Consider the following 21077-nt stretch of genomic DNA (forward strand, 5'->3'; position numbering starts at 1 on the left):
TTTTTAGTTTGTCAGGCTTAATGTAACATATATTTTTTCTTCGATTTCATTTAGCATGGTGTATCTTTTTTTATAAAGGCTTCTTTTTTTACTTGGAATTTCATCTAATTCTTTTCTTGTGATCTGCTGTGGAAGCTTCCATAATCCTGAATTCAGTTTTTCAGCTTCAAGACTCTCCCAGAAACTGTCATAATCTGCGGAAATTTTTATATTTGTTTTATATCTCAAAGTATTAAAAGGATGCTGTTTATTTCCGACACAGATTTTTTCCATTTTAATTTCCAAAGCATCAAGAAACATATATAATGATTCGACTAGAATTTTCTTGGGGAAAACACCATACAAATTTTTTGTTGCGTCTTTTATAAGAGTATGATCCATTTCTTTCTTTAATCCCTGAATGCCGCCTATAAATACCTCATATGTGTTACCGCGGATAAAACTGAATGTTAATGTGGCAAGAAGTATATTATCTTCATTTTTGATTTTTAAGCTTAACTCACCTTCTTTAGCGTATTCGCTGTACATAATCAGGTCAATAGTATATTTTTTTCCGTTTTGAACATCAAATGCTGCAATTTCAGCAATTCTATCTTTATAAAGTTTTGTTTTCAGGGAGTCGGGAAAAACCTTGTCAATAAATGTATAATTATCTACGAATGCTTCTACTTTTTTTTCTGCACTAAGATTTTTATACAGGTATGGTCTGTGAAGTTTTGTAATAAATGCTTTATGTTTGAACTCTGTATTTACAAGATATTCATGTGAGAGTATAAAATTTATTAATTTGTAATGCTGCGGGAAAGAAGTGAGACTTCTAAGAATAAATTTTGCTTTTTCTTTTTTGGTATGTAATATTTGGCTTTTCTTATTCAGAATTTTAAAATAATATTTAATGACTTTCATATGTTACTCCTTTGATAAATAATTAAGTTTGAAAAAACTGCGTACCTATGAAACAAAAATTTCTTACTCTTTTGTATATGGAAATTTATGTTTTTATATTAAACGTACTCTTTTTACAGATTTTTCTATATGAAATTATATAATATAGTACAGTTGCAGACAATATTGACAGAACAAAAAGACAATTTTGCGACGCAAAAAATAAAAAAAATACACAAAAGAATCAATTTTTTACCGGAAGCATTGTAATTGTTTTATGAAACAATAGTCTTTATTTTGCAGTATTTTAAAAAAATATCGCAGAATAAATAAAATTGACTTAAACTGGTAAATAGTATAAAATTAATTGAAAATTTTATTTTAAAGGAGCATATTATGAGAAAAATAGTTGTTTTTCTGGTATTTTTAGTATCTTTTTCGCTTTTTGCGGAGAATTATAAATATGGCATTATAAAAGATACAAGAGGATACACAGAAGTAAAGGAAAGCGGAAACAACAGTGCGAAAATAAGAGCAAAATTAAAGAATAATACTTTTGTTTATATTGAGAAAACAGAGGGTGAGTGGGTAAAAATTTCTTCAAGAGCTGAATATTATGATAATGGGAAGTATTTAGAAAGTGTAGACGGATATATAATGAAAGATAAACTTTCATATGAATTCGGTCCGGTAATTTATATGGGGGTAACAACAGAGTGTGATACAACAACAGCAGAAAAACTGATAATGAAAAATAAAATGAACTATGAAGATTTTGGCTTTATTGCTTACTATCTGGAAAATGGAATGACCGGGTATGACGGACATGGATACAGTTATTCTGTAAAGCCTGATCCTGCGGCGGAATTTACAAGTATACTAAAGATAGGCAATGGCTTGGAATTGAAGATTTCCGAAGATTATGAGTCTTTTATAAGTGAACTTAAGTATAAAAAAATAAATATTGATAGTGAGAAAGATACAGTATTGGGAGAATTTGTGCCGGATACAAGTGTTTCAGGGATTAATAATATAAAGATTCTGGAGAATAAAGCCCGTACATATATAAAAATTCCTTCGGAAACTAAAGGGGAAGGATGCAGCATAGAAGCTAAGGACAGAGTATTTATATTTAAAGATAATAAATTAAATCTTTCATTTGATATGATTTTTGAAAATATAAGCAGTACAAGAGAATTTAATAAGTGGATAAAGGTAAAAACCGAAGAATAAACTGAATGATAACAGAAGATAAATAGAAGAGGTGTGAAAATGAAGATTCCTGTATATTTGAAAAATAATGTGAAAAACTATGAAGAAAAGGACTTCTCAATTATGACTATCTCCTCAGCTGCTGGTAATGAATTGCTTAAAATATGGTATTACGGGGATATGTATACGGTAACCGGTGAAGAGCGTGATTATATTGTAGATACTGATTTTGCTCCCGGAAAAATTACTGCCAGAGATCCTGAAACAAATGAAGAAATATTGATTTTTGACGGTACAAAGCACGGATATGATAATATGTTCTGCGACGTATATACAGAGGAACAGATCCAAAACAGAGATTTGAAAAAGCTGGATATTCCAGCCTCGGTAATTATTTTAGAATTAGGTTACAGTATTGATTATGAAGATGAGAAAGAAGACTATGAATTTGATGAAAACGGAGATGTGGTTTTGGCAGACGGCAGCAAAATGTCATGGGAAGATGTTGTTTGCAACGGTTTTGACTATCTGGCATTATCATATATTGATGAAAATGGTGAAAAGATTCAGTTTGTCGACTGTGAACTGGCGTAAATAGAGTAAAATAAGTATAATAATGATACTTTTAAGTTAACGGGATTAGTGATATAATAAAAAAGGGACTGCATTTTTGATACGGTCCCTTTATTTGTAAATCCTCCATATTTAAGGCTGATCTGTTTATTTATTAAATTTGAATCCCTGTTTTAAAGCTGTAGGATACACATCAGGGAAATAAACCGTTTTATACGCATTAGCAACAAAGTTACTCCATGATTTCTCCTGCTCTCTTCCAATTTCATCCAGATATTTGGCAATTTGTTTATCATAATTATTTATTAATTCAGGAAGTCTGTCTTTATCATATTTTTCATCAAAACGAAACGCTTTGATATCCATTCTCGGTTTTTGTTTTGAATGATCTTTTGGGTTTCCTATAGCAAGACCAACCATAGGAAAAGTGTATTCCGGAAGATCGAGAAGATCTATTACGGTCTGGGGATTTTTCCTTACTGCGCCAATAGGGACTATTCCAAGGCCAAGTGATTCAGCAGCAGTTATTGCAGTGCCGAGAGCTATGCCGGCGTCTACAGATGCCACCATCATACCTTCGACGCTTTCATGGATAATTTGTTCATATCCTGCATTTTTTACACCGATACTTGTTTTATATAAATCAGCAATAAAAATTAAGAATACCGGAGCCTGTGCCACCCAAGCCTGACCGCCTGTAAGTTCAGCCATTTTTTTCCTTGTATTTTTATCCTTTATGACAATAATACTTATTCCTTGTCCGTTTATAGAAGTAGGGGCATGCTGCGCAGCGTTTATTACTGCATCTATCATATCTTCGGATACTGGTTCATCTGTAAAATTTCTTATGGATCTATGATTTTCCATAATCTTTATTGTTTCAGTCATTTTATCACATCCTTTTCGTGTATGTACAAAATGATACTATTTTTTACCCTGAATGTCAATTACAGTAAAAATTTATTTTATATGTAAAGTATATTATTGACAATTAATAAAAAATGGGGTATATATTTAGTGATATATTACAAAATATATTTTTGCGAAAAAATAGTCAAAACGGAAGGTGAAGACATGAAAAAATACATTAAGATCAATAAGAGCGATAATGTAGCAATAATAGTGGAACCTATGAAAAAAGGAGAAGTAATAACTGACGGAGATAAAAATACAGTACTTGCAGAAGATATAGATAAAGGGCATAAAACAGCTCTTGCAGACATAAAAGAAGGAGAAAATGTAATAAAATACGGGATGCCTATAGGAAAGGCGGCAAAAGATATTGCTGCGGGAGAGTGGGTTCATACTCATAATGTAAAAACTAATCTTTCAGACCTTAATAATTATGAATATAGTCCGAAATTTCAGGAACATGCTATTAAGATTCCCGAAAAAAAGATAAATGTATACAGAAGGAAAAACGGTGAAATAGGTGTAAGAAATGAATTGTGGATTGTACCTACTGTGGGATGTGTAAACGGAATAGCTAAATTAGCAGTAAATGAATTTCTCAAAGAAAATGATATATCCATGATTGACGGAGTAAATATACTGTCACATAATTACGGCTGTTCACAGCTTGGTGATGATCACGAAAATACAAAGATAATATTACAAGATGCTGTAAAACACCCTAATGCGGGCGGTATACTGGTAATGGGGCTGGGATGTGAAAATAACCAGATTGATGTTTTCAAAGATACACTTGGTGACTATGATGAAGAAAGAGTGAGATTTCTTGCTGTTCAGCAGGTAAGTGACGAAATTGAGGAAGCTAAAAATCTCTTGAAAGAGCTTTTTGAAATAATGAAGAATGACAAAAGGGAAGAAACAAGTATTTCAGAATTAAAGGTTGGTCTGGAATGCGGCGGATCAGACGGTTTTTCAGGAATAACGGCAAATCCCATGCTTGGTGAATTTTCTGATTATATGGCTAATTACGGCGGGACTACACTTTTAACAGAAGTTCCCGAAATGTTCGGGGCAGAAACACTTCTGATGGAGAGATGCGAAAACAGTGAAATATTTGAGAAAACAGTAAGTCTTATCAATGATTTTAAGGATTATTTTATAAAACATGATCAGGTAATATACGAAAACCCTTCGCCGGGAAATAAAAAGGGCGGAATAACTACTCTTGAAGATAAATCTCTTGGCTGTACACAAAAATCAGGTACTGCAAAAATAAGAGATGTACTGAAATACGGAGAAAAAATAAAGAAGAACGGACTAAATCTGCTTTCTGCACCGGGAAATGATCTGGTAGCAACATCAGCACTGGCTGCGGCAGGATGCCATATGGTATTTTTTACCACAGGAAGAGGGACACCTTACGGCGGTTTTGTGCCTACTGTAAAAATTTCTACAAACACAGAGCTTGCAGAAAATAAACCTAAGTGGATAGACTTCGACGCGGGAAAATTAATAAGCCATGATATGGATATGGAAGTGCTTCTTGAAGAATTTATTGATTACATAGTAAGAGTAGCAAACGGTGAAAAAACGAGAAATGAAATAAATGAATTTAAAGAACTGGCTATATTTAAGTCAGGTGTAACATTATAGTTTTATAAAAATAAAAATTATGGAGGAGAAAACATGGCGAAAGTAACGTTAAAAGGAGTGGAAAAACAATACCCTAACGGGTTTAAAGCAGTACACGGGATAAATCTTGAGATTAAAGACGGAGAATTCATGGTTTTTGTAGGTCCTTCGGGATGTGCCAAGTCAACGACACTTAGAATGGTAGCCGGTCTTGAGGAAATCACAGGCGGGGAAATATATATCGGAGATAAACTGGTAAATGATGTAGCACCAAAGGATAGAGGAATAGCAATGGTTTTCCAGAACTATGCACTTTATCCTCATATGAGTGTTTATGAAAATATGGCTTTCGGACTGAAATTAAAGAAAACACCAAAGGCTGAGATAGACAGAAGAGTAAAAGATGCTGCTGAAAAGCTCGAGATTACCAATCTTCTGGACAGAAAACCAAAAGATATGTCAGGAGGTCAGAGACAGAGGGTGGCATTGGGAAGAGCAATAGTAAGAGAGCCTGAAGTATTTCTTTTTGACGAACCTTTAAGTAACCTTGATGCGAAACTGAGAGTATCTATGAGGGTAAGAATAAGTCAGCTGCATAAGGAATTAGGTTCTACGATGATTTATGTAACCCATGATCAGGTGGAAGCAATGACAATGGGAGACAGAATATGTGTGCTGAGGGAAGGTAAAATAATGCAGGTAGATACACCGCTGAATCTTTATAACCATCCTGCGAATAAGTTCGTGGCAGGATTCATAGGGTCGCCTACAATGAATTTTTTGAACGGAATATTAGAAGAAAAAGACGGAAAAATAATAATGAAAATAAAGGGTGCTGAATTGGAATTCCCTGAAAATGTGAGAGAAAAAGCAAAAGGATATATAGGAAAAGAAGTGACATTCGGAATAAGACCTGAACACATTACACTTGGAAATGCAGGAGAGAAGAATGCACTGAAAGGAAACATACTGGTAAAAGAACAGATGGGGAATGAAGAGATAGTTTACTTTGACTGCGAAGGAAATCAGATAACAGCAAGACTGACGCTGAATCAGGAAGAAAGTCTGGGACTGAAAGACAGCGGAATATTCAAATTTGATATGGAAAAATGTCAATTATTTGACATAAATACTGAAGAAGCTATTTAATGATTTTAGGAGGAAAATAAATGAAACAGTTTATGGATGAGGACTTTTTACTAAAAAACGATGTGGCAGTGGAACTGTATAATAAATATGCCAAAGATATGCCGATTATTGATTATCATTGTCATTTAAGCCCGCAGGAGATAGCAGAGAATAAAAGATACAAAAATATCACTGAATTATGGCTTGGAGGAGATCACTACAAATGGAGGGCAATGAGAATCAATGGTGTAGGTGAGGAATATATTACCGGGGCAAAAGATGATAAGGAAAAATTCATAAAATGGGCTGAAACAATTGAAAATTGTATTGGAAATCCTTTGTATCACTGGACGCACCTTGAGCTTAAGAGATATTTCGGTATAGATGATATACTGGGAAGCAAAACAGCAGAGGATATATGGGAAAGAGCCAATAAAATAATACAGAGCGATAGTTTTACAGCTAAAGAAATAATAAAAAAATCAAATGTAGAAGTGATTTGTACCACTGATGATCCTGCGGATGATCTGAGATATCATAAAGCTATAAAAGAAGATAAGGATTTTCCCGTAAAGGTATTTCCCACTTTCAGACCGGACAGAGCTATAAATATTGAAAAAGACGGTTTTGTGACATGGCTTGGAATGCTGGAAAAAGCTGTGGATAAGAAAATAAATGATATAAACGGACTTTTGAGTGCATTAGTGGAAAGAATAGAGTATTTTCATGAAGCTGGATGCAGACTTTCTGATCATGCTCTGGAACCTGTTCTGTTCAGACACGGGAATATCAGTGAAATGGATGCTGTGTTCAAAAAAGCACTGTTAAAAGAAAGTTTTACCGAGTCTGACCTGACACTTTACAAAGGGCAGCTTATGCTGTTTCTTGGGAAAGAGTACGCTAAAAGAGGATGGACTATGCAGATACATACAGGTACAATGAGAAATAACAATACAAGAATGTTCCGTCAGCTGGGGCCTGATACAGGATTTGACGCTATAGGAGATTACGACTGTGCAAGAGCTCTTTCAGATTTGCTGAATAACCTTGATCACAGTGATAAACTTCCCAAAACTATACTTTATTGCCTGAATCCAAGAGATAACTTCGTGTTGGGAACTTTGCTCGGATGTTTTCAGGATGGAAAAACTCCGGGAAAAATTCAGTTTGGTTCAGCATGGTGGTTTAATGACCAAAAAGAGGGAATGATTACGCAGATGACAGATCTTGCTAATCTGGGGCTTCTTCCAAGATTCGTAGGAATGCTCACAGATTCAAGAAGCTTTTTATCATATACAAGACATGAATATTTCAGAAGAATTCTATGCAATCTTATTGGAGAATGGGTAACAGACGGTGAATTCCCCAATGATACAGAACTTTTAGGTAATATTGTAAAAAATATAAGCTATACAAATGCAAAAAATTATTTCGGACTTGTATAAAAATAATTGGGGAAAGCACGGAAAATCTGAGGAAATATATATAAAGAAGACAATTGAAATAAGAGAAAAAATATAATATAATATATTTAAAAATATATTTAAAGGTGGAAGATATGGATTCAAATAATTTAAAAATAAAAGCATACAATTATATAAAGAATAAGATAATTTCCGGCGAATACCCTCCTAATCAGAAGATAGAAGAGAGCGAAATATCAAGTGAGCTGAATTTCAGCAGAACTCCTATAAGAGAAGCGATAAATACACTGAAAGATGAAGGCTGGATAACTATAATACCAAGAAAAGGGATATTTGTGAGTGAAATATCACTAAAGGATATCAATGACATTTTTCAGGTGAGGGAAACTATAGAGCCTATAATATTGAGACTGGCTTTTGAAAATCTGAATACACAAGAGCTTGATGACTTTGAGAAAGCATTTAAAAAATATGATAAATCAAAAGAAATAAATTCCGTTGTCCTTGATGAAAAGGATAATGATTTTCATAATTTTATACTTCATGCTTCGAGAAATAAGTTTTTGATAAATATGATGAGCAATGTGTATGAACATAACCAGAGACTCAGAAATATCTCAAAACAGAAACTGGAAAAAAGAAAAGAAGCTATACTGGAACATCTGGAAATAATCAGATCAATAAAAGAAAAAGATATAGAAAAAGCTGTGGAAAATCTGAGTCTGCATATTGTAGAATCCAGAAATAATTTTCTTTCATGCATAGGAAATCTAAAAATTTAAACTGTAATATATTACAGTTATTTTAGCAGACTAAAATTTCATATTTTTATATATTTTGTTAACAGTAAAATACTTAAAATTTATTTGAAATAATTTTCTCTGCAATTAATGTGCTAAATAAATATATTGATATAAAATACCTGATCATCAGGTATTTTTTTTATATATTATATATTGACTTTTTCACAAAAACGAGGTATATATTTAGTAATATATTTTGAAATATATTATAACTTCAATTTGAAATTATATCAGGAGGGAAAAATGGAATATAATGAAGAACTCACAAAAGTAAGTAAGATTAACATAGCATATATTGGAGGAGGTTCTCATAACTGGGCCAGAATTTTTATGAATGATATTTCCCAGGATAATGATATAAGTGGTGAGGTCAGGCTGTATGACATAGATTTCCAGGCGGCAAAGGCTAATGAAACAATAGGAAATAAGACTTCCGACAGATGGGAATATAAAGCAGTGGCAAAAATAGAGGAAGCACTTACAGATGCAGACTTCGTATTTATATCAATATTACCAGGAAGTTTTGAAGAGATGAAAATAGATGTTCATATGCCGGAAAAGTATGGTATATATCAGTCGGTGGGAGATACAGTAGGTATAGGAGGAATATTCAGATCATGGAGAACTGTTCCGATGATAGCTGAAATAGCCGAAAATGTAAAAAAATACTGTCCGAAAGCATGGGTAGTAAACTTTACCAATCCTATGAGCAATTGTATAAAGACATTATATGAAGTATTTCCTGAAATAAAAGCTTACGGATGCTGTCATGAAGTATTCGGTACGCAAAAACTTCTGAAAGCCGCACTTGAAGAAAAAACAGGATTAAAAAACGTAGATTTTAGAGAGATAATGGTAAATGTAAAAGGAATAAACCATTTTACATGGATAGATAAAGCTTCTTACAAAGGAATTGACCTTCTTCCCATATATACAGACTTCGCGGAAAAATACAAAGAGAGCGGTTTTCAAAAGGGAGAAAAAAACTGGTTTAATGATCACTTTGTTTCAGCGGAAAGAGTAAAATTTGACTTATTTAGAAAATATAACTGTATAGCAGCCGCAGGAGACCGACATCTTGCAGAATTCGTGCCAAATGACTGGTATCTTCAAGATAATGAAAAGTGGATGTTTAAGATGACACTTGTAGACTGGAGAATATCAAACAGAAAAGAATTAATAAAAGAAACAGAAGATCTTTTGAGCGGCAAGAAAGAGTTTGAGAAAAAAGAAGATTCAGGAGAAGATTTTGTGAGACAGATAAAAGGGATACTGGGACTAAAGGATGCAGTGACAAATATAAATATGCCGAATCACGGACAGGTGGAAAATATAGAAAAAGGAGCAGTAGTAGAAACAAATGCCTTTTTCACTACAAATTATGTGAGTCCTATAATGGCAGGCAAGGTAGATGATAAAATACTGGAACTGATGAAACCGCATGTTGAAAATCAGGGTCTAATAGTAAAAGCCTGTCTGAACAGAGATAAAGAGATGCTTTATAAAGCATTTAGAAATGATCCTCAGGGAGCTTCGCTCAAAGAGGAAGATGCAAAGACACTGTTTGCTGAAATGCTTGAAGCTTTGGAAAAATTTAACTAGATTTTCGGTTTTTGAAAGCAGAATAAGATAAGGTGTCAGGAAAATTTTTCGGAATTATCACATTTTCTATAAGGGATATCACCCGTTTATATAGAAAAAACTCATATTTCTCAAGTTATAAAGTTTGTAAATACCCAAATTTAAAAATTATATTTATTTGAGTATTAATTGCCATATTTCAAAATTTGGGTATTGCAACTTTTTACGGCAGTATGGTTTTTTTAATAAAATTATGTGAAAAATAATATGTTTATTACTTATAAATTCTGTACATAATTTTATCAATTTAATCCTAAAGCCTCATGTGACAATTATTGGTATATATAAAGGCAAAATGAAATGTCTGAGGTTATACGGAAATTTTTAGGGAATATATATGAAAAATATAGAAGGAGCTGAAAATGTTAGAAAATTTTGTTAGGCAGATAATGGAAGATTTCAGTTTTTATAAAGAAAGCTGGAATTATGAAGACGGCTGCATATATACAGGAATTATGGATATGTATAATGCAACCGGTGATGAAAAGTATTATGATTTTGTTTTCGGAAATATAGAAAAATGGATTGGTGCAGACGGGAAAATAAAAAATTACGAAATTTCCGAATATAATATTGATAATTTGAATTCAGGAAAGGTACTGTTTCCTATATATGAAAAGACAAAAGAGGGGAGATATGAAACTGCAATAAAAGAGCTTTATGAACAGGTAAAAACACATCCGAGAACGCTTGAGCAGAATTTCTGGCATAAAAATATATATCCTAATCAGGTGTGGCTGGACGGGCTGTATATGGCACTGCCGTTTTATCTGGAATATGAGAATATTTTTGATAACAGAAAGAATTACGACGATATATACAATCAGATATTAAATGTGGAGAAACACATGAAAGATGATAAAACAGGTCTTTACTATCATGGATATGACGAATCAAAAAAAGAAAGATGGTCAGACGAAAAAACAGGTCTTTCACAAAATTTCTGGTCAAGAGCAATGGGCTGGTATGTAATGGCGCTGGTAGATGTACTTGAAATAACTGATGATAAATATGAAAAAAAAGAAAAGGTAAAGGAGGTATTCAAAAAAGCTGTAGATGCACTTTTGAACTTTCAGGATAAAGAAAACGGAATGTGGTATCAGGTAATAAACAAGGGCGATAATCCTAAAAATTATGCAGAAACTTCAGGGACGCTGATGATAGCTTATTCTATACTCAAAGGGTGTCGTCTGGGTATCTTGGACAAGGCATATGAAGAATCTGGAAGCAGAGCGTTTAACGGAACTGTAAAAAAATATCTTTCGGAAAAAGACGGGAAAATAACTCTGGGAGGCATATGCGGAGTAGCAGGACTGGGAAATACGCCTTACAGAGACGGAAGTGAGGAATATTATTATTCTGAGAGACTTATATCAAATGATGCCAAAGGAACAGGACCGTTTCTTATGGCTTACAGCGAAATAATTCAGAATCAGGGAAAAACAAAATAAATTGTAACCTAAAAAATAAATCTAAGAAAATAAAATTCAGGAGGAAAATATGAAAAAAATATTTATGTTGTTAATGACATTTTTATTAGTGATAAGCTGCGGCGGAGATAAAAAATCAGGGGGAGACGCAGGAGGAGACGGAAAAGAAATTACACTCCGATTTTCATGGTGGGGCGGAGATGAAAGACATGAAAAGACGCTTCAGGTAATAAAACTTTTTGAGGAAAAGAATCCGGGAGTAAAAATTAAGGCTGAATATTCAGGATGGGCAGGACATTATGAGAAAATAACTACTCAGATGGCCGGAGGAACAGCAGCGGATATTATGCAGGTAAATCATAACTGGCTGGATGCTTTTTCTAAAGACGGAAACGGATATTACGACTTAAATCAGGCAGCTGATCTGTTACACTTAGATAACTACACAAAAGAAGAACTGGCAAAAACTACAATAGACGGAAAATTAAATGCTGTTCCCGTGGGAATTACTGCAAAAGAATTTTATTATAATTCTAACACATTTCAAAAAGCCGGACTTGAAATTCCAAAAACTTGGGACGAGCTTTTTAACGCAGGAAAAGTATTTAAAGAAAAATTAGGGGATGACTATTATCCAATGCAGGCAAATGCAGAGTATGCATTTCAGATGATGCTTTATTATCTGGAACAGAAAACAGGAAAACCTTTTATTAACGATCAGAAACAGATCAACTATACAGAAGAAGAACTTGCAGACGGTATGAAGTTTTTTGAGAGACTTGTAAGCGAGCATGTATTAGTTCCGTTACCTGTGAAATTATCAGCGGGAAATGTACCTTTGAATGAAGATGTAAACTGGATAAAAGGTAAATATGCAGGAGTTTATGAGTGGGACAGTTCTGTGGAAAAATATCAGGGAACTCTTGAAGAGGGTCAGCAGTTAGTAGTAGGGGAATTTCCTACCCTTAACGGAGCAGCTAAAGAAAATGCAGCTTTAGTAAAAGTTTCACTGGCTTTTGCAATAAATAAGAAAACAAAAAATCCTGAAATGGCGGCAAAATTCATCGACTTTATGCTTAATGACCCGGAAGCAGTGGAAATATTAGGGCTTTCAAGAGGGATACCTTCGAGCAAGGCAGCACAGGATGTGTTAAAAAGCAAAGATATGTTGAAAGGACTTTCATATGAAGGATACTTAAAAATGCAGGCAAGTCAGGGATTCGGACTTTCTACACTTGTAGAGCACAGCAAATTTAAGGAACTTTATAATTCTACATTTGAAGAATTAGGATATGGAAAAATAACTGCAGAACAGGCAGCAAAAAGATTATTAACTGACGGAAATGATATATTGGCCAGCATAACAAGATAGAATGGCAGAAGTATACAGGAAAGTCTGTAACTCAAGACTTTCCTGTATAAAAAATTAATAAAGCTATATAAAGAGAGGTGAAATAAGATGAAACTAACCAAAAAACAGATGGGAATGATCTACCTGACACCTTGGATTATCGGTATTTTGGTATTTAAGCTGGTTCCGTTTGTATCGACGCTGGTCTTGAGTTTTGCAGATTACGACCTTATAACTGCGCCAAGATTTATTGGGTTTCAAAATTATATAAAGATTTTTACACAGGATAAAAAGTTTCTTGCATCATTAATTGTTACATTTAAGTATGTGTTTTTAACAGTTCCTATAAAACTTGCTTTTGCGCTATTTATAGCATATATACTGAATTTTAAGCTAAAAGGGGTAAACTTTTTCAGAACAGCTTATTATATTCCTTCTATACTGGGAGGAAATGTAGCTATTGCGGTTTTATGGAGATTTTTATTTGCAGATACGGGGTTAATGAATGTTTTGACAACAAAAATAGGACTTGGGACTATAAGCTGGCTTGGTGATCCGTCAACGGCACTGTTTACACTTACATTACTGAGAGTGTGGCAGTTTGGTTCTGCAATGGTTATATTTCTTGCGGCACTGAAAAATATACCGGAAACGCTTTATGAAGCTGCACAGATAGACGGGGCATCAAAAATGAAAATGTTCTTTAGTATAACAATACCGCTTTTGACACCAGTAATATTCTTTAACTTTATTATGCAGCTGGTACAGGCATTCCAGGAATTTAACGGGCCTTACATTATTACAAACGGCGGACCGCTGAATTCGACATACCTGTATTCACTGCTTATATATGACAATTCATTCAAATACTTCAGTATGGGTTATGGAAGTGCGCTTTCATGGATATTATTCGTAATTATTCTTATATTTACTGCACTTACATTTAAGACTTCAAAACACTGGGTGTATTATTCAGACGGGGAGGCATAACATGAATGAAAATATCGTTATAGATAAAGATGTAATGGAAATGAACGAAAAAAGACTGAAAAAAATGAAAATGAAAAACAGCATAAATTCGGCTCTAAGATATTTTGTCCTTATAATAGTAGGATTTATAATGCTTTATCCTCTTTTATGGATGATTGGTTCATCTTTTAAGACCAATGCGGAAATTTTCAGTTCTGTAGGTTTTATTCCAAAATCTTTTAACTTTGATAACTATGCAAAAGGATGGGCGACTTCGACAGAATATAGTTTTACCACATATTTTATAAATACTTTTAAGATACTTGTTCCAAAAGTTTTCTTTACTATAATTTCCACTGTTATTACAGCATATGCATTCGCAAGGTTCAAAATTCCCGGAAAAAAAATACTTTTCGGAATATTAATAGGAACATTGCTTCTGCCTGAAATAGTAGTAAGAATACCTCAGTATCTGATATATAAACAGTTTGGCTGGCTGGATACTTATCTGCCTCTGATAGTACCTTCGGCATTTGGGGTGGATGCATTCTTCGTATTTATGCTTGTGCAGTTTTTCAGAGGAATACCTAAAGATCTGGAAGAAGCAGCGGAGATAGACGGATGTAATACTTTTCAGACTTTGATTTATGTGTTGGTTCCTGTTTTGAAACCGGCAATAATATCAGTGGCATTATTTCAGTTTATGTGGACAATGAATGATTTTATGAGTCCTTTGATATATCTGTCCAGTGTAGAAAAATATCCTGTTTCCATAGCACTGAAAATATCAATGGATGCAAGTGCCGCAGTGGAATGGAATAAAATTCTTGCAATGTCTGTAATTGTATTGCTGCCTTCGCTAATAATCTTCTTCTTTGCGCAAAAATACTTTGTTGACGGTGTATCTTCAAGCGGACTGAAAGAATAAGAAAGGAAGATAAAATGGAAATAAAGCTGCTTTGTAAAACAGCAAAAACAATTACATTTCAGATAGTAAATGAAAAATGCTTTTATTCTGAAGAAAACACAGAAGTGTATGTAAACGGAAAGAAAGAATTTATAACTTTGAAGAATATAAATACAGTTTATAATCTTACACCTGATAAAGATTATACTGTTTATGTGAAAAATTCTGACGGTGAAAGTAACAAACTGGAAGTAAAAACAGAATTTGCGGCTTTTATTCTGGATATCAGAGAGTTTGGAGCTGTAGGAGACGGAAAAACATTAAATACTTTTGCCATTCAGACAGCAATACATTCTGCGCCTGATAATTCCGTAATAGAGATTCCCGAAGGGGATTATCTCACAGGGCCTGTTCTGCTGAAAAGCAATATAACTATTAATCTTGCCAAAAATGCAAGACTTACAGCGCTGAGAGACAGGGAAATGTATCCTATACTTCCCGCAAGTATTAACAGACCGGATAAAACTTTTTATCTGGGATCTTGGGAAGGAGAGCCGGCAGGTTGTTTTGCCAGTCTTTTTACAGGGGTAAGCGTAAGTAATATAAATATAACAGGTGAAGGAACTATTAACGGAAATGCAGATTATGAAACATGGTGGAAAAATGCAAAAATAAAGAGAATATCGTGGCGTCCGAGAACCATATTTCTTACAGACTGCAATAATATAAATGTGGTGGGGGTAAATATAGAAAATTCTCCTTCATGGACAGTACATCCGGTATTCTCATCCGATCTGGGATTTTTTGATCTGAGAATAAAAAATCCCAAAGATTCTCCGAATACAGACGGGATTGATCCTGAATCATGCAGAAATGTCACTATAGCAGGAGTGAAATTTTCTGTGGGGGATGACTGTATAGCAATAAAGTCAGGGAAAGGGAAGATAGGGAGGGATATAGGAATTCCTTCGGAAAATATAAATATTGATAATTGTCACATGGAGTTTGGACATGGCGGTGTAGTCATAGGAAGCGAGATGTCCGGCGGAATAAAAAACGTAAATATAAGAAACTGTCTCTTTGAAAATACGGACAGGGGTCTGAGGATAAAGACCCGAAGGGGAAGAGGCGGTGTAATAGACGGGATTCATGCCCAAAATATAGTAATGGATAAAGTTCTGACTCCTTTTGTAATAAATGAGTTTTATTACTGCGACAGTGACGGAAAAGCAGAGTATGTATGGAGTAAGGAAAAAAAAGAAGTAACAGAAGAAACACCAGTTATAAAAAATATTACTTTTAAAAATATGGTATGTAAGAATTCGGAAGTGTGTGCAGGATTTATGTACGGACTTCCCGAAAGTAAAATAGAGAGGGTTATGTTAGAGAATCTAACTATAGATTTTGCCGGTGATCCTAAAAAAGATATTCCGGCAATGATGGATTTTATTGATCCGCAAAGTAGAGGGGGATTTTATTTCAATAATATAAAAGGACTTGAAATAAAAAACCTGATTGTGGAAAATGCAGAGGGTGAAGAAATAATCAGGAATAATGTGGAAGAGTGCTTTTAGAAGGTAAAATTTTGTTATGAAATTGGAGAGGAGAGAGTTTTTTTGGAAAGAACCAGAAGATATCCCGAAAAAATAATTCAGTTTGGAGAAGGAAATTTTTTAAGATGTTTTGTTGATTGGCAGATAGACATATTAAATGAAAAAACTGATTTTAATTCAGGTGTTACAATTATAAGACCTATTGATTATGACAGTGTTCCGCTGCTTGATACACAGGACGGTCTGTATACTGCTGTTATACGCGGAATAAATGAAAACGGAGAGGCAGTGAAGGATTACAGGCTTGTTCAGTCAGTAAACAGAGAAATTCCTGTTTATAAGGAGTTTGATAAATATCTGAAACTTGCTGAAAATCCTGAAATAAGATGGATTATATCAAATACTACCGAAGCCGGGATTGTATTTGACGAAAATGATAAATATGATGACAGACCGCAGAGTACGTTTCCGGGAAAACTTACAAGACTTCTGCATGAAAGATATAAGTTTTTCAGCGGAAGTAAAGACAGCGGATTTATAATATTACCGTGTGAACTGATAGACTATAATGGTGAAATTCTTAAAGAAACTGTGATGAAGTATGCAGATATCTGGGGATTGGACAGCGGATTTAAGGAATGGCTCACAGAAGCAAATACATGGTGTTCTACACTGGTTGACAGAATAGTAACAGGTTATCCTTTTTCCGAAAAGGACGAACTGGAAAAAGAACTGGGATATAAAGATAATTTTATTACAACAGGGGAATATTTTTATCTGTTTGTAATACAGGGGCCAAAATGGCTTGAAAAAGAATTGAAGCTGGATAAAGTCCCTATGAATATAAAAATAGTGGATGATATAAAACCATATAAATTAAGAAAAGTAGGGATACTGAACGGTGCTCATACTTTGATGGTGCCTGTAGCTTATTTATACGGCCTTGATACAGTAAAAGACAGTATAGAGGACCCTGTTATAGGCAAATATGTAAAAGAGGCCATATTCGACGAAATAATCCCTGTACTCGATATGGAAGAAAAAGACCTTGTGGAATTTGCCGATTCTGTGATAGACAGATTTAGAAATCCCTATATAAAACATATGCTGATGTCAATAGCATTGAATTCCATGAGTAAATACAAGTCGAGAATTCTTCCTCAGCTGCGGGAATATTATGAAAAGTATAATAAATTACCTGAAAAACTGGTATTTTCACTGGCGGCACTGATAAGATTCTATAAAGGTGTCAGAGGCGGAGAGAAAATTGAACTTAAAGATGATGCATATATCTTAGAATTTTACAGTGAGTTATGGAAGGGTGACAATCACAATTATACTAGTATGGTAGAAAAGGTACTTAAGCTTGAAAAACTATGGGATGAAGACCTTACAAAAATAAATGGTTTATTAAAATTGACATCTGAATATCTTAATAAAATAGATAATGAAGGCATAAAAAAATCATTGTAAATAGTAAAAAAACAATAACAACTATTTACAAATGGAAAAAACGAGGTATAAAGTATTAATCTTATAATTTCAATATTTTTATACCTTGTAGGTTTTCATAAAAATAGATTGAATAATTAATCAAATGAACTGGAGTTTAATATTTTATTGGTTGGAACAAATTTTTGTTAAATATTGTGAGAAAATGTAAAAAATCGGTTTTTTACATATGGAAGTATCGATTTTTTGTAATTAATTTTTATAATATTAATGATTGTTTTTAAATTATTTTTATATTTTATTATTTATAAAAATAAAATTTGAAAATTATAATATTTTAGTTTTTAATATTTAAAATTTATTGTTTTTGGAATGTTGGATTTTAAATATTTATATAAAAAAATATTTTTTGGAGGTTGTGATGAAAAAATTACTAGTATTAAGTCTGTTTTTAGGACTTATGGGTAGTGCGTACGCTTTGGAAAAGGTAAATATAACAACAGGGGTTTACATGGAATCTGAAAACCATAATGCAGAATACAATTCAAGTGATGTAACTGTGCATGGTGTGAGAGCAAAGCTGGACTTTAAAGATTTTCCTTTATGGACTGAATTTGCATATGAATACAGAAATGCTGACAGTCTTTCAGGACATCAGGGTGACGAAGACAGATACAAGTTTATGCTTGGGACTAGATTTAATGCAGGAGACTTTAGTTTCAGACCTGAGTATGAATTAAGAATAGGGGACAAAAGAGAATCAGCTGAAAAAAATGTCGGTCACAGATTTAAGCCGAATTGGGGATATAAGTTTAACGACCAATGGTCATTATTCAATGGATGGTTATTTGCTTATGAACCTAATAAAGCATACAGAGGATACTCAGAAACAAAAACATGGGATGACTATTACCATGAGATAGAAACAGGAGTAAAATTTAAGTTTACTGATGATCAGGCAGTAGCTTTCGGGTTCTATAACGAGTATAAGAAAGAAGAAAAATCGGATATGTATCCAAGAGCTAAAAAATTCGATGAATGGCAGATAAGACTTGCTTATGAGAAAAAATTCGATAACGGAATTTTAGTATCACCATTCGCAAGAATAACTGTAAGCCAGAAAGAAGAAGCTAAAGAAGGTTATGACATCAAATCTAAAGGAAAAGGAAGATATGGTGTTAAAATGGGATATGCTGCCGACAACGGTCTGGGTGTATACGGAGAAACTTATTATCAGAATGAGCCAAGAGAAGTAGACGGTCATGATCAGTCTGATAAAAACAGATTCTTCTTGAAACTAGGTATTGATTACACTTTTTAATCCGAATAATAAAGAGTGATTTACTTCCAATATAAATATGGGAAACTGTCTGGATTCAGACAGTTTCTTTTTTTGTTAAGATCATTTTTATAATGAAATAATAGAAGTGATATTTTTTTAGAATAAAAAAATAATTAATTCAAAATAAAATTAGATGTTTCAATCTTTACAATTTATAAAAACGAGGTATATATTAAACATACAAATAATAAATTGATTTTTTTTTTATAGGAGATGATAAATTTAATATATAGCTTTTTATTAGTATGGAAATTTATGTTTTTATTGGTTGACTGCTCTAGGGAGGCAGCCTGAATTTATAGTTAGTTACAATATTTTAATGATATAAATAAATTCAAATTTTTGGAGGTTGTGGATGAAAAAATTAGTAGTTCTAGGTCTGTTTTTAGGCCTGGTAGGAAGCGCGTACGCTTTGGAAAAGGTAAATATTACTACGGGTGTCTATATCGAAAGTGAAGATCATAATGCGGAATATACTGGAAGTGATCTGGATGTAAAAGGGATAAAACTAAAGGCTGCGATGAAGGATATTCCTTTATGGGCTGAGTTTAACTATGAATATAGAAATGTTAATCTTCCAGGACATACAGGTGATGAGGACAGATATAAATTTATGATCGGATATAAATTTGAAGCTGGAAGCTTTGTGTTTAGACCTGAGTATGAATTGAGAGTAAGAGAATTAAGAGAATCACCTGATGAGCAATGGGGTAACAGATTCAAACCAAACTGGGATTATAAATTTAATGACCAGTGGACTTTATTCAATAACTGGATGTTTACATATCAGCCTACGAAAGCATACAGAGGAAATGCCGAGACTAAGAACTGGAATGACTATTATCATGAAATAGAAACTGGAGTAAAGTATAAGTTTGAGGGAAATCAAGCTGTGGTATTCAGTATCTATAATGAGTATGAAAAAGATGAAAAGTCTCCGGCTCAGGTTCAGGCGTACAGCTATGATGAATGGCAAGTAAGATTAGCATATGAAAAGAAATTCGATAATGGTGTATTTGTATCTCCATTTGTGAGAATAGGTGTAGATAAGACTGAAAAAACTACATATGGATATGACAATGACAATAGATTAAGAAACAGATACGGTGCAAAAATGGGATATGTTGCTAGTAACGGAATAGGCGTGTATGGAGAGGCATATTATCAGGATGAGCAAATGCAGAATCCAAAAAATGGTGAAGATATGAATGGAAGAGATAAGATATATCTTAAACTAGGGTTAGATTATACATTCTAAGCTAAAAAAGCCGAATGATTTATTTAAATATATTCAATAAAAAGCTGTCTGGGATGTTGGTCTCAGATGGCTTTTTTAATGGATTAAACTTGCTGTATAGTAAAAAAAATGCTGTATGCATATAAAGAGGGACTTTTTAGTAATCAGTTTATGTTTCATTCATTTGTTATATTCAGAATTTTGTAATCAACAAAACAAACTATTCTATATACAAATCACCTCATTCATGATATAGTAAAGAAAAAACAGGGAGGAACGTATGATTTCTAAAATATTGAGGTGTATCTCACAGGAAGATGTGTTAAGGATTCTTAATCTGATTAATTACAAAAGACCCATAAGTGAAGATGAGCTGAATGAAACACTGAATATCCCGAGTTTTGAAATACATAAGCATATAAAAGAACTGGTTAATATGGAAGTCATCATTGACAGAGAAGTAGAAGGAAAAGAAGTTTATTTTTTTAACAGCGCTTTTGTGAAAAAGTTTAAGTTTTTTGAAATACTGATGAATGAACTGGAAAATGAGAATTTGTACGCTCTCGATCTTAGAGGTTTCGGAAAAACAGCAGCAGAATAAACTGCATATCACGTTTCATTTTTTA

At 33.4% G+C, this 21077-nt stretch carries 18 protein-coding genes; 16 read left to right on the forward strand and 2 right to left on the reverse strand.

Annotation, left to right across the window (positions count from 1 at the left end; all coding sequences use genetic code 11):
• Positions 1–3: 3 nt before the first annotated feature.
• Positions 4–906, reverse strand: coding sequence for a VirK/YbjX family protein (locus NK213_RS02320; RefSeq protein ID WP_253346335.1), 903 nt, complete (start codon positions 904–906; stop codon positions 4–6).
• Between the two features lie 375 nt (positions 907–1281).
• On the opposite strand from NK213_RS02320, the gene NK213_RS02325 reads away from it, so the two are divergent.
• Entirely contained in the window at positions 1282–2118 is an 837-nt protein-coding gene (locus NK213_RS02325) for a hypothetical protein (RefSeq protein WP_253346336.1), read from the forward strand.
• A 39-nt stretch (positions 2119–2157) separates the two neighbouring features.
• Positions 2158–2691, forward strand: coding sequence for a hypothetical protein (locus NK213_RS02330; RefSeq protein ID WP_253346337.1), 534 nt, complete (start codon positions 2158–2160; stop codon positions 2689–2691).
• Between the two features lie 126 nt (positions 2692–2817).
• Here NK213_RS02330 and NK213_RS02335 read toward each other — a convergent pair whose 3' ends face one another.
• Entirely contained in the window at positions 2818–3558 is a 741-nt protein-coding gene (locus tag NK213_RS02335; RefSeq protein WP_253346338.1) for an NADPH-dependent oxidoreductase, read from the reverse strand.
• Positions 3559–3744: 186 nt separating this feature from the next.
• Between NK213_RS02335 and NK213_RS02340 the strand changes: the two genes are divergently transcribed.
• From NK213_RS02340 to NK213_RS02405, 14 genes are all read left to right on the forward strand, one after another.
• Positions 3745–5235 (forward strand): UxaA family hydrolase, encoded by a 1491-nt coding sequence (locus NK213_RS02340; protein WP_253346339.1) that lies wholly within the window; start codon positions 3745–3747, stop codon positions 5233–5235.
• A gap of 33 nt (positions 5236–5268) precedes the next feature.
• Complete coding sequence (locus NK213_RS02345; RefSeq protein WP_253346340.1) at positions 5269–6363, forward strand: ABC transporter ATP-binding protein; 1095 nt, start codon at positions 5269–5271, stop codon at positions 6361–6363.
• A gap of 20 nt (positions 6364–6383) precedes the next feature.
• Positions 6384–7787 carry a glucuronate isomerase gene (gene uxaC, locus NK213_RS02350; RefSeq protein WP_253346341.1) on the forward strand — a complete coding sequence of 468 codons (1404 nt, stop codon included), beginning with the start codon at positions 6384–6386 and terminating at the stop codon, positions 7785–7787.
• Positions 7788–7900: 113 nt separating this feature from the next.
• Positions 7901–8548: a GntR family transcriptional regulator gene (locus NK213_RS02355; protein WP_253346342.1), complete on the forward strand. Its 648-nt coding sequence runs from the start codon at positions 7901–7903 to the stop codon at positions 8546–8548.
• Positions 8549–8812: 264 nt separating this feature from the next.
• Positions 8813–10171, forward strand: a complete 1359-nt coding sequence (locus NK213_RS02360; protein WP_253346343.1) for an alpha-glucosidase/alpha-galactosidase — start codon at positions 8813–8815, stop codon at positions 10169–10171.
• 401 nt (positions 10172–10572) lie between these two features.
• Complete coding sequence (locus tag NK213_RS02365; RefSeq protein ID WP_253346344.1) at positions 10573–11661, forward strand: glycoside hydrolase family 105 protein; 1089 nt, start codon at positions 10573–10575, stop codon at positions 11659–11661.
• Between the two features lie 49 nt (positions 11662–11710).
• Positions 11711–13012, forward strand: coding sequence for an ABC transporter substrate-binding protein (locus NK213_RS02370; protein WP_253346345.1), 1302 nt, complete (start codon positions 11711–11713; stop codon positions 13010–13012).
• A gap of 87 nt (positions 13013–13099) precedes the next feature.
• Positions 13100–13981 (forward strand): carbohydrate ABC transporter permease, encoded by an 882-nt coding sequence (locus tag NK213_RS02375; RefSeq protein ID WP_253346346.1) that lies wholly within the window; start codon positions 13100–13102, stop codon positions 13979–13981.
• 40 nt (positions 13982–14021) lie between these two features.
• Positions 14022–14888, forward strand: coding sequence for a carbohydrate ABC transporter permease (locus NK213_RS02380; protein WP_371926353.1), 867 nt, complete (start codon positions 14022–14024; stop codon positions 14886–14888).
• A gap of 14 nt (positions 14889–14902) precedes the next feature.
• Complete coding sequence (locus NK213_RS02385) at positions 14903–16441, forward strand: glycoside hydrolase family 28 protein (protein WP_253346348.1); 1539 nt, start codon at positions 14903–14905, stop codon at positions 16439–16441.
• A 42-nt stretch (positions 16442–16483) separates the two neighbouring features.
• The gene (locus tag NK213_RS02390) at positions 16484–17893 is read left to right on the forward strand and encodes a tagaturonate reductase (RefSeq protein WP_253346349.1); all 1410 of its coding nucleotides are present in this window, start codon (positions 16484–16486) and stop codon (positions 17891–17893) included.
• A gap of 400 nt (positions 17894–18293) precedes the next feature.
• Positions 18294–19193, forward strand: a complete 900-nt coding sequence (locus tag NK213_RS02395) for an OmpG family monomeric porin (RefSeq protein WP_253346350.1) — start codon at positions 18294–18296, stop codon at positions 19191–19193.
• Positions 19194–19569: 376 nt separating this feature from the next.
• On the forward strand, positions 19570–20472 hold the full coding sequence (locus tag NK213_RS02400) for an OmpG family monomeric porin (RefSeq protein WP_253346351.1): 903 nt from the start codon (positions 19570–19572) through the stop codon (positions 20470–20472).
• 259 nt (positions 20473–20731) lie between these two features.
• Positions 20732–21052, forward strand: a complete 321-nt coding sequence (locus tag NK213_RS02405; RefSeq protein WP_253346352.1) for a helix-turn-helix domain-containing protein — start codon at positions 20732–20734, stop codon at positions 21050–21052.
• Positions 21053–21077 lie beyond the last annotated feature (25 nt).

Origin of the sequence: Sebaldella sp. S0638, assembly GCF_024158605.1 — a bacterium.
Lineage (GTDB): Bacteria > Fusobacteriota > Fusobacteriia > Fusobacteriales > Leptotrichiaceae > Sebaldella.

What these genes read in the sequence shown, in the direction of transcription:
- NK213_RS02320 (WP_253346335.1), bottom strand. Translation starts at nt 906, where the DNA reads ATGAAAGTCATTAAATATTATTTTAAAATTCTGAATAAGAAAAGCCAA.
- NK213_RS02325 (WP_253346336.1), top strand. Translation starts at nt 1,282, where the DNA reads ATGAGAAAAATAGTTGTTTTTCTGGTATTTTTAGTATCTTTTTCGCTT.
- NK213_RS02330 (WP_253346337.1), top strand. Translation starts at nt 2,158, where the DNA reads ATGAAGATTCCTGTATATTTGAAAAATAATGTGAAAAACTATGAAGAA.
- NK213_RS02335 (WP_253346338.1), bottom strand. Translation starts at nt 3,558, where the DNA reads ATGACTGAAACAATAAAGATTATGGAAAATCATAGATCCATAAGAAAT.
- NK213_RS02340 (WP_253346339.1), top strand. Translation starts at nt 3,745, where the DNA reads ATGAAAAAATACATTAAGATCAATAAGAGCGATAATGTAGCAATAATA.
- NK213_RS02345 (WP_253346340.1), top strand. Translation starts at nt 5,269, where the DNA reads ATGGCGAAAGTAACGTTAAAAGGAGTGGAAAAACAATACCCTAACGGG.
- uxaC (WP_253346341.1), top strand. Translation starts at nt 6,384, where the DNA reads ATGAAACAGTTTATGGATGAGGACTTTTTACTAAAAAACGATGTGGCA.
- NK213_RS02355 (WP_253346342.1), top strand. Translation starts at nt 7,901, where the DNA reads ATGGATTCAAATAATTTAAAAATAAAAGCATACAATTATATAAAGAAT.
- NK213_RS02360 (WP_253346343.1), top strand. Translation starts at nt 8,813, where the DNA reads ATGGAATATAATGAAGAACTCACAAAAGTAAGTAAGATTAACATAGCA.
- NK213_RS02365 (WP_253346344.1), top strand. Translation starts at nt 10,573, where the DNA reads ATGTTAGAAAATTTTGTTAGGCAGATAATGGAAGATTTCAGTTTTTAT.
- NK213_RS02370 (WP_253346345.1), top strand. Translation starts at nt 11,711, where the DNA reads ATGAAAAAAATATTTATGTTGTTAATGACATTTTTATTAGTGATAAGC.
- NK213_RS02375 (WP_253346346.1), top strand. Translation starts at nt 13,100, where the DNA reads ATGAAACTAACCAAAAAACAGATGGGAATGATCTACCTGACACCTTGG.
- NK213_RS02380 (WP_371926353.1), top strand. Translation starts at nt 14,022, where the DNA reads ATGAACGAAAAAAGACTGAAAAAAATGAAAATGAAAAACAGCATAAAT.
- NK213_RS02385 (WP_253346348.1), top strand. Translation starts at nt 14,903, where the DNA reads ATGGAAATAAAGCTGCTTTGTAAAACAGCAAAAACAATTACATTTCAG.
- NK213_RS02395 (WP_253346350.1), top strand. Translation starts at nt 18,294, where the DNA reads ATGAAAAAATTACTAGTATTAAGTCTGTTTTTAGGACTTATGGGTAGT.
- NK213_RS02400 (WP_253346351.1), top strand. Translation starts at nt 19,570, where the DNA reads ATGAAAAAATTAGTAGTTCTAGGTCTGTTTTTAGGCCTGGTAGGAAGC.
- NK213_RS02405 (WP_253346352.1), top strand. Translation starts at nt 20,732, where the DNA reads ATGATTTCTAAAATATTGAGGTGTATCTCACAGGAAGATGTGTTAAGG.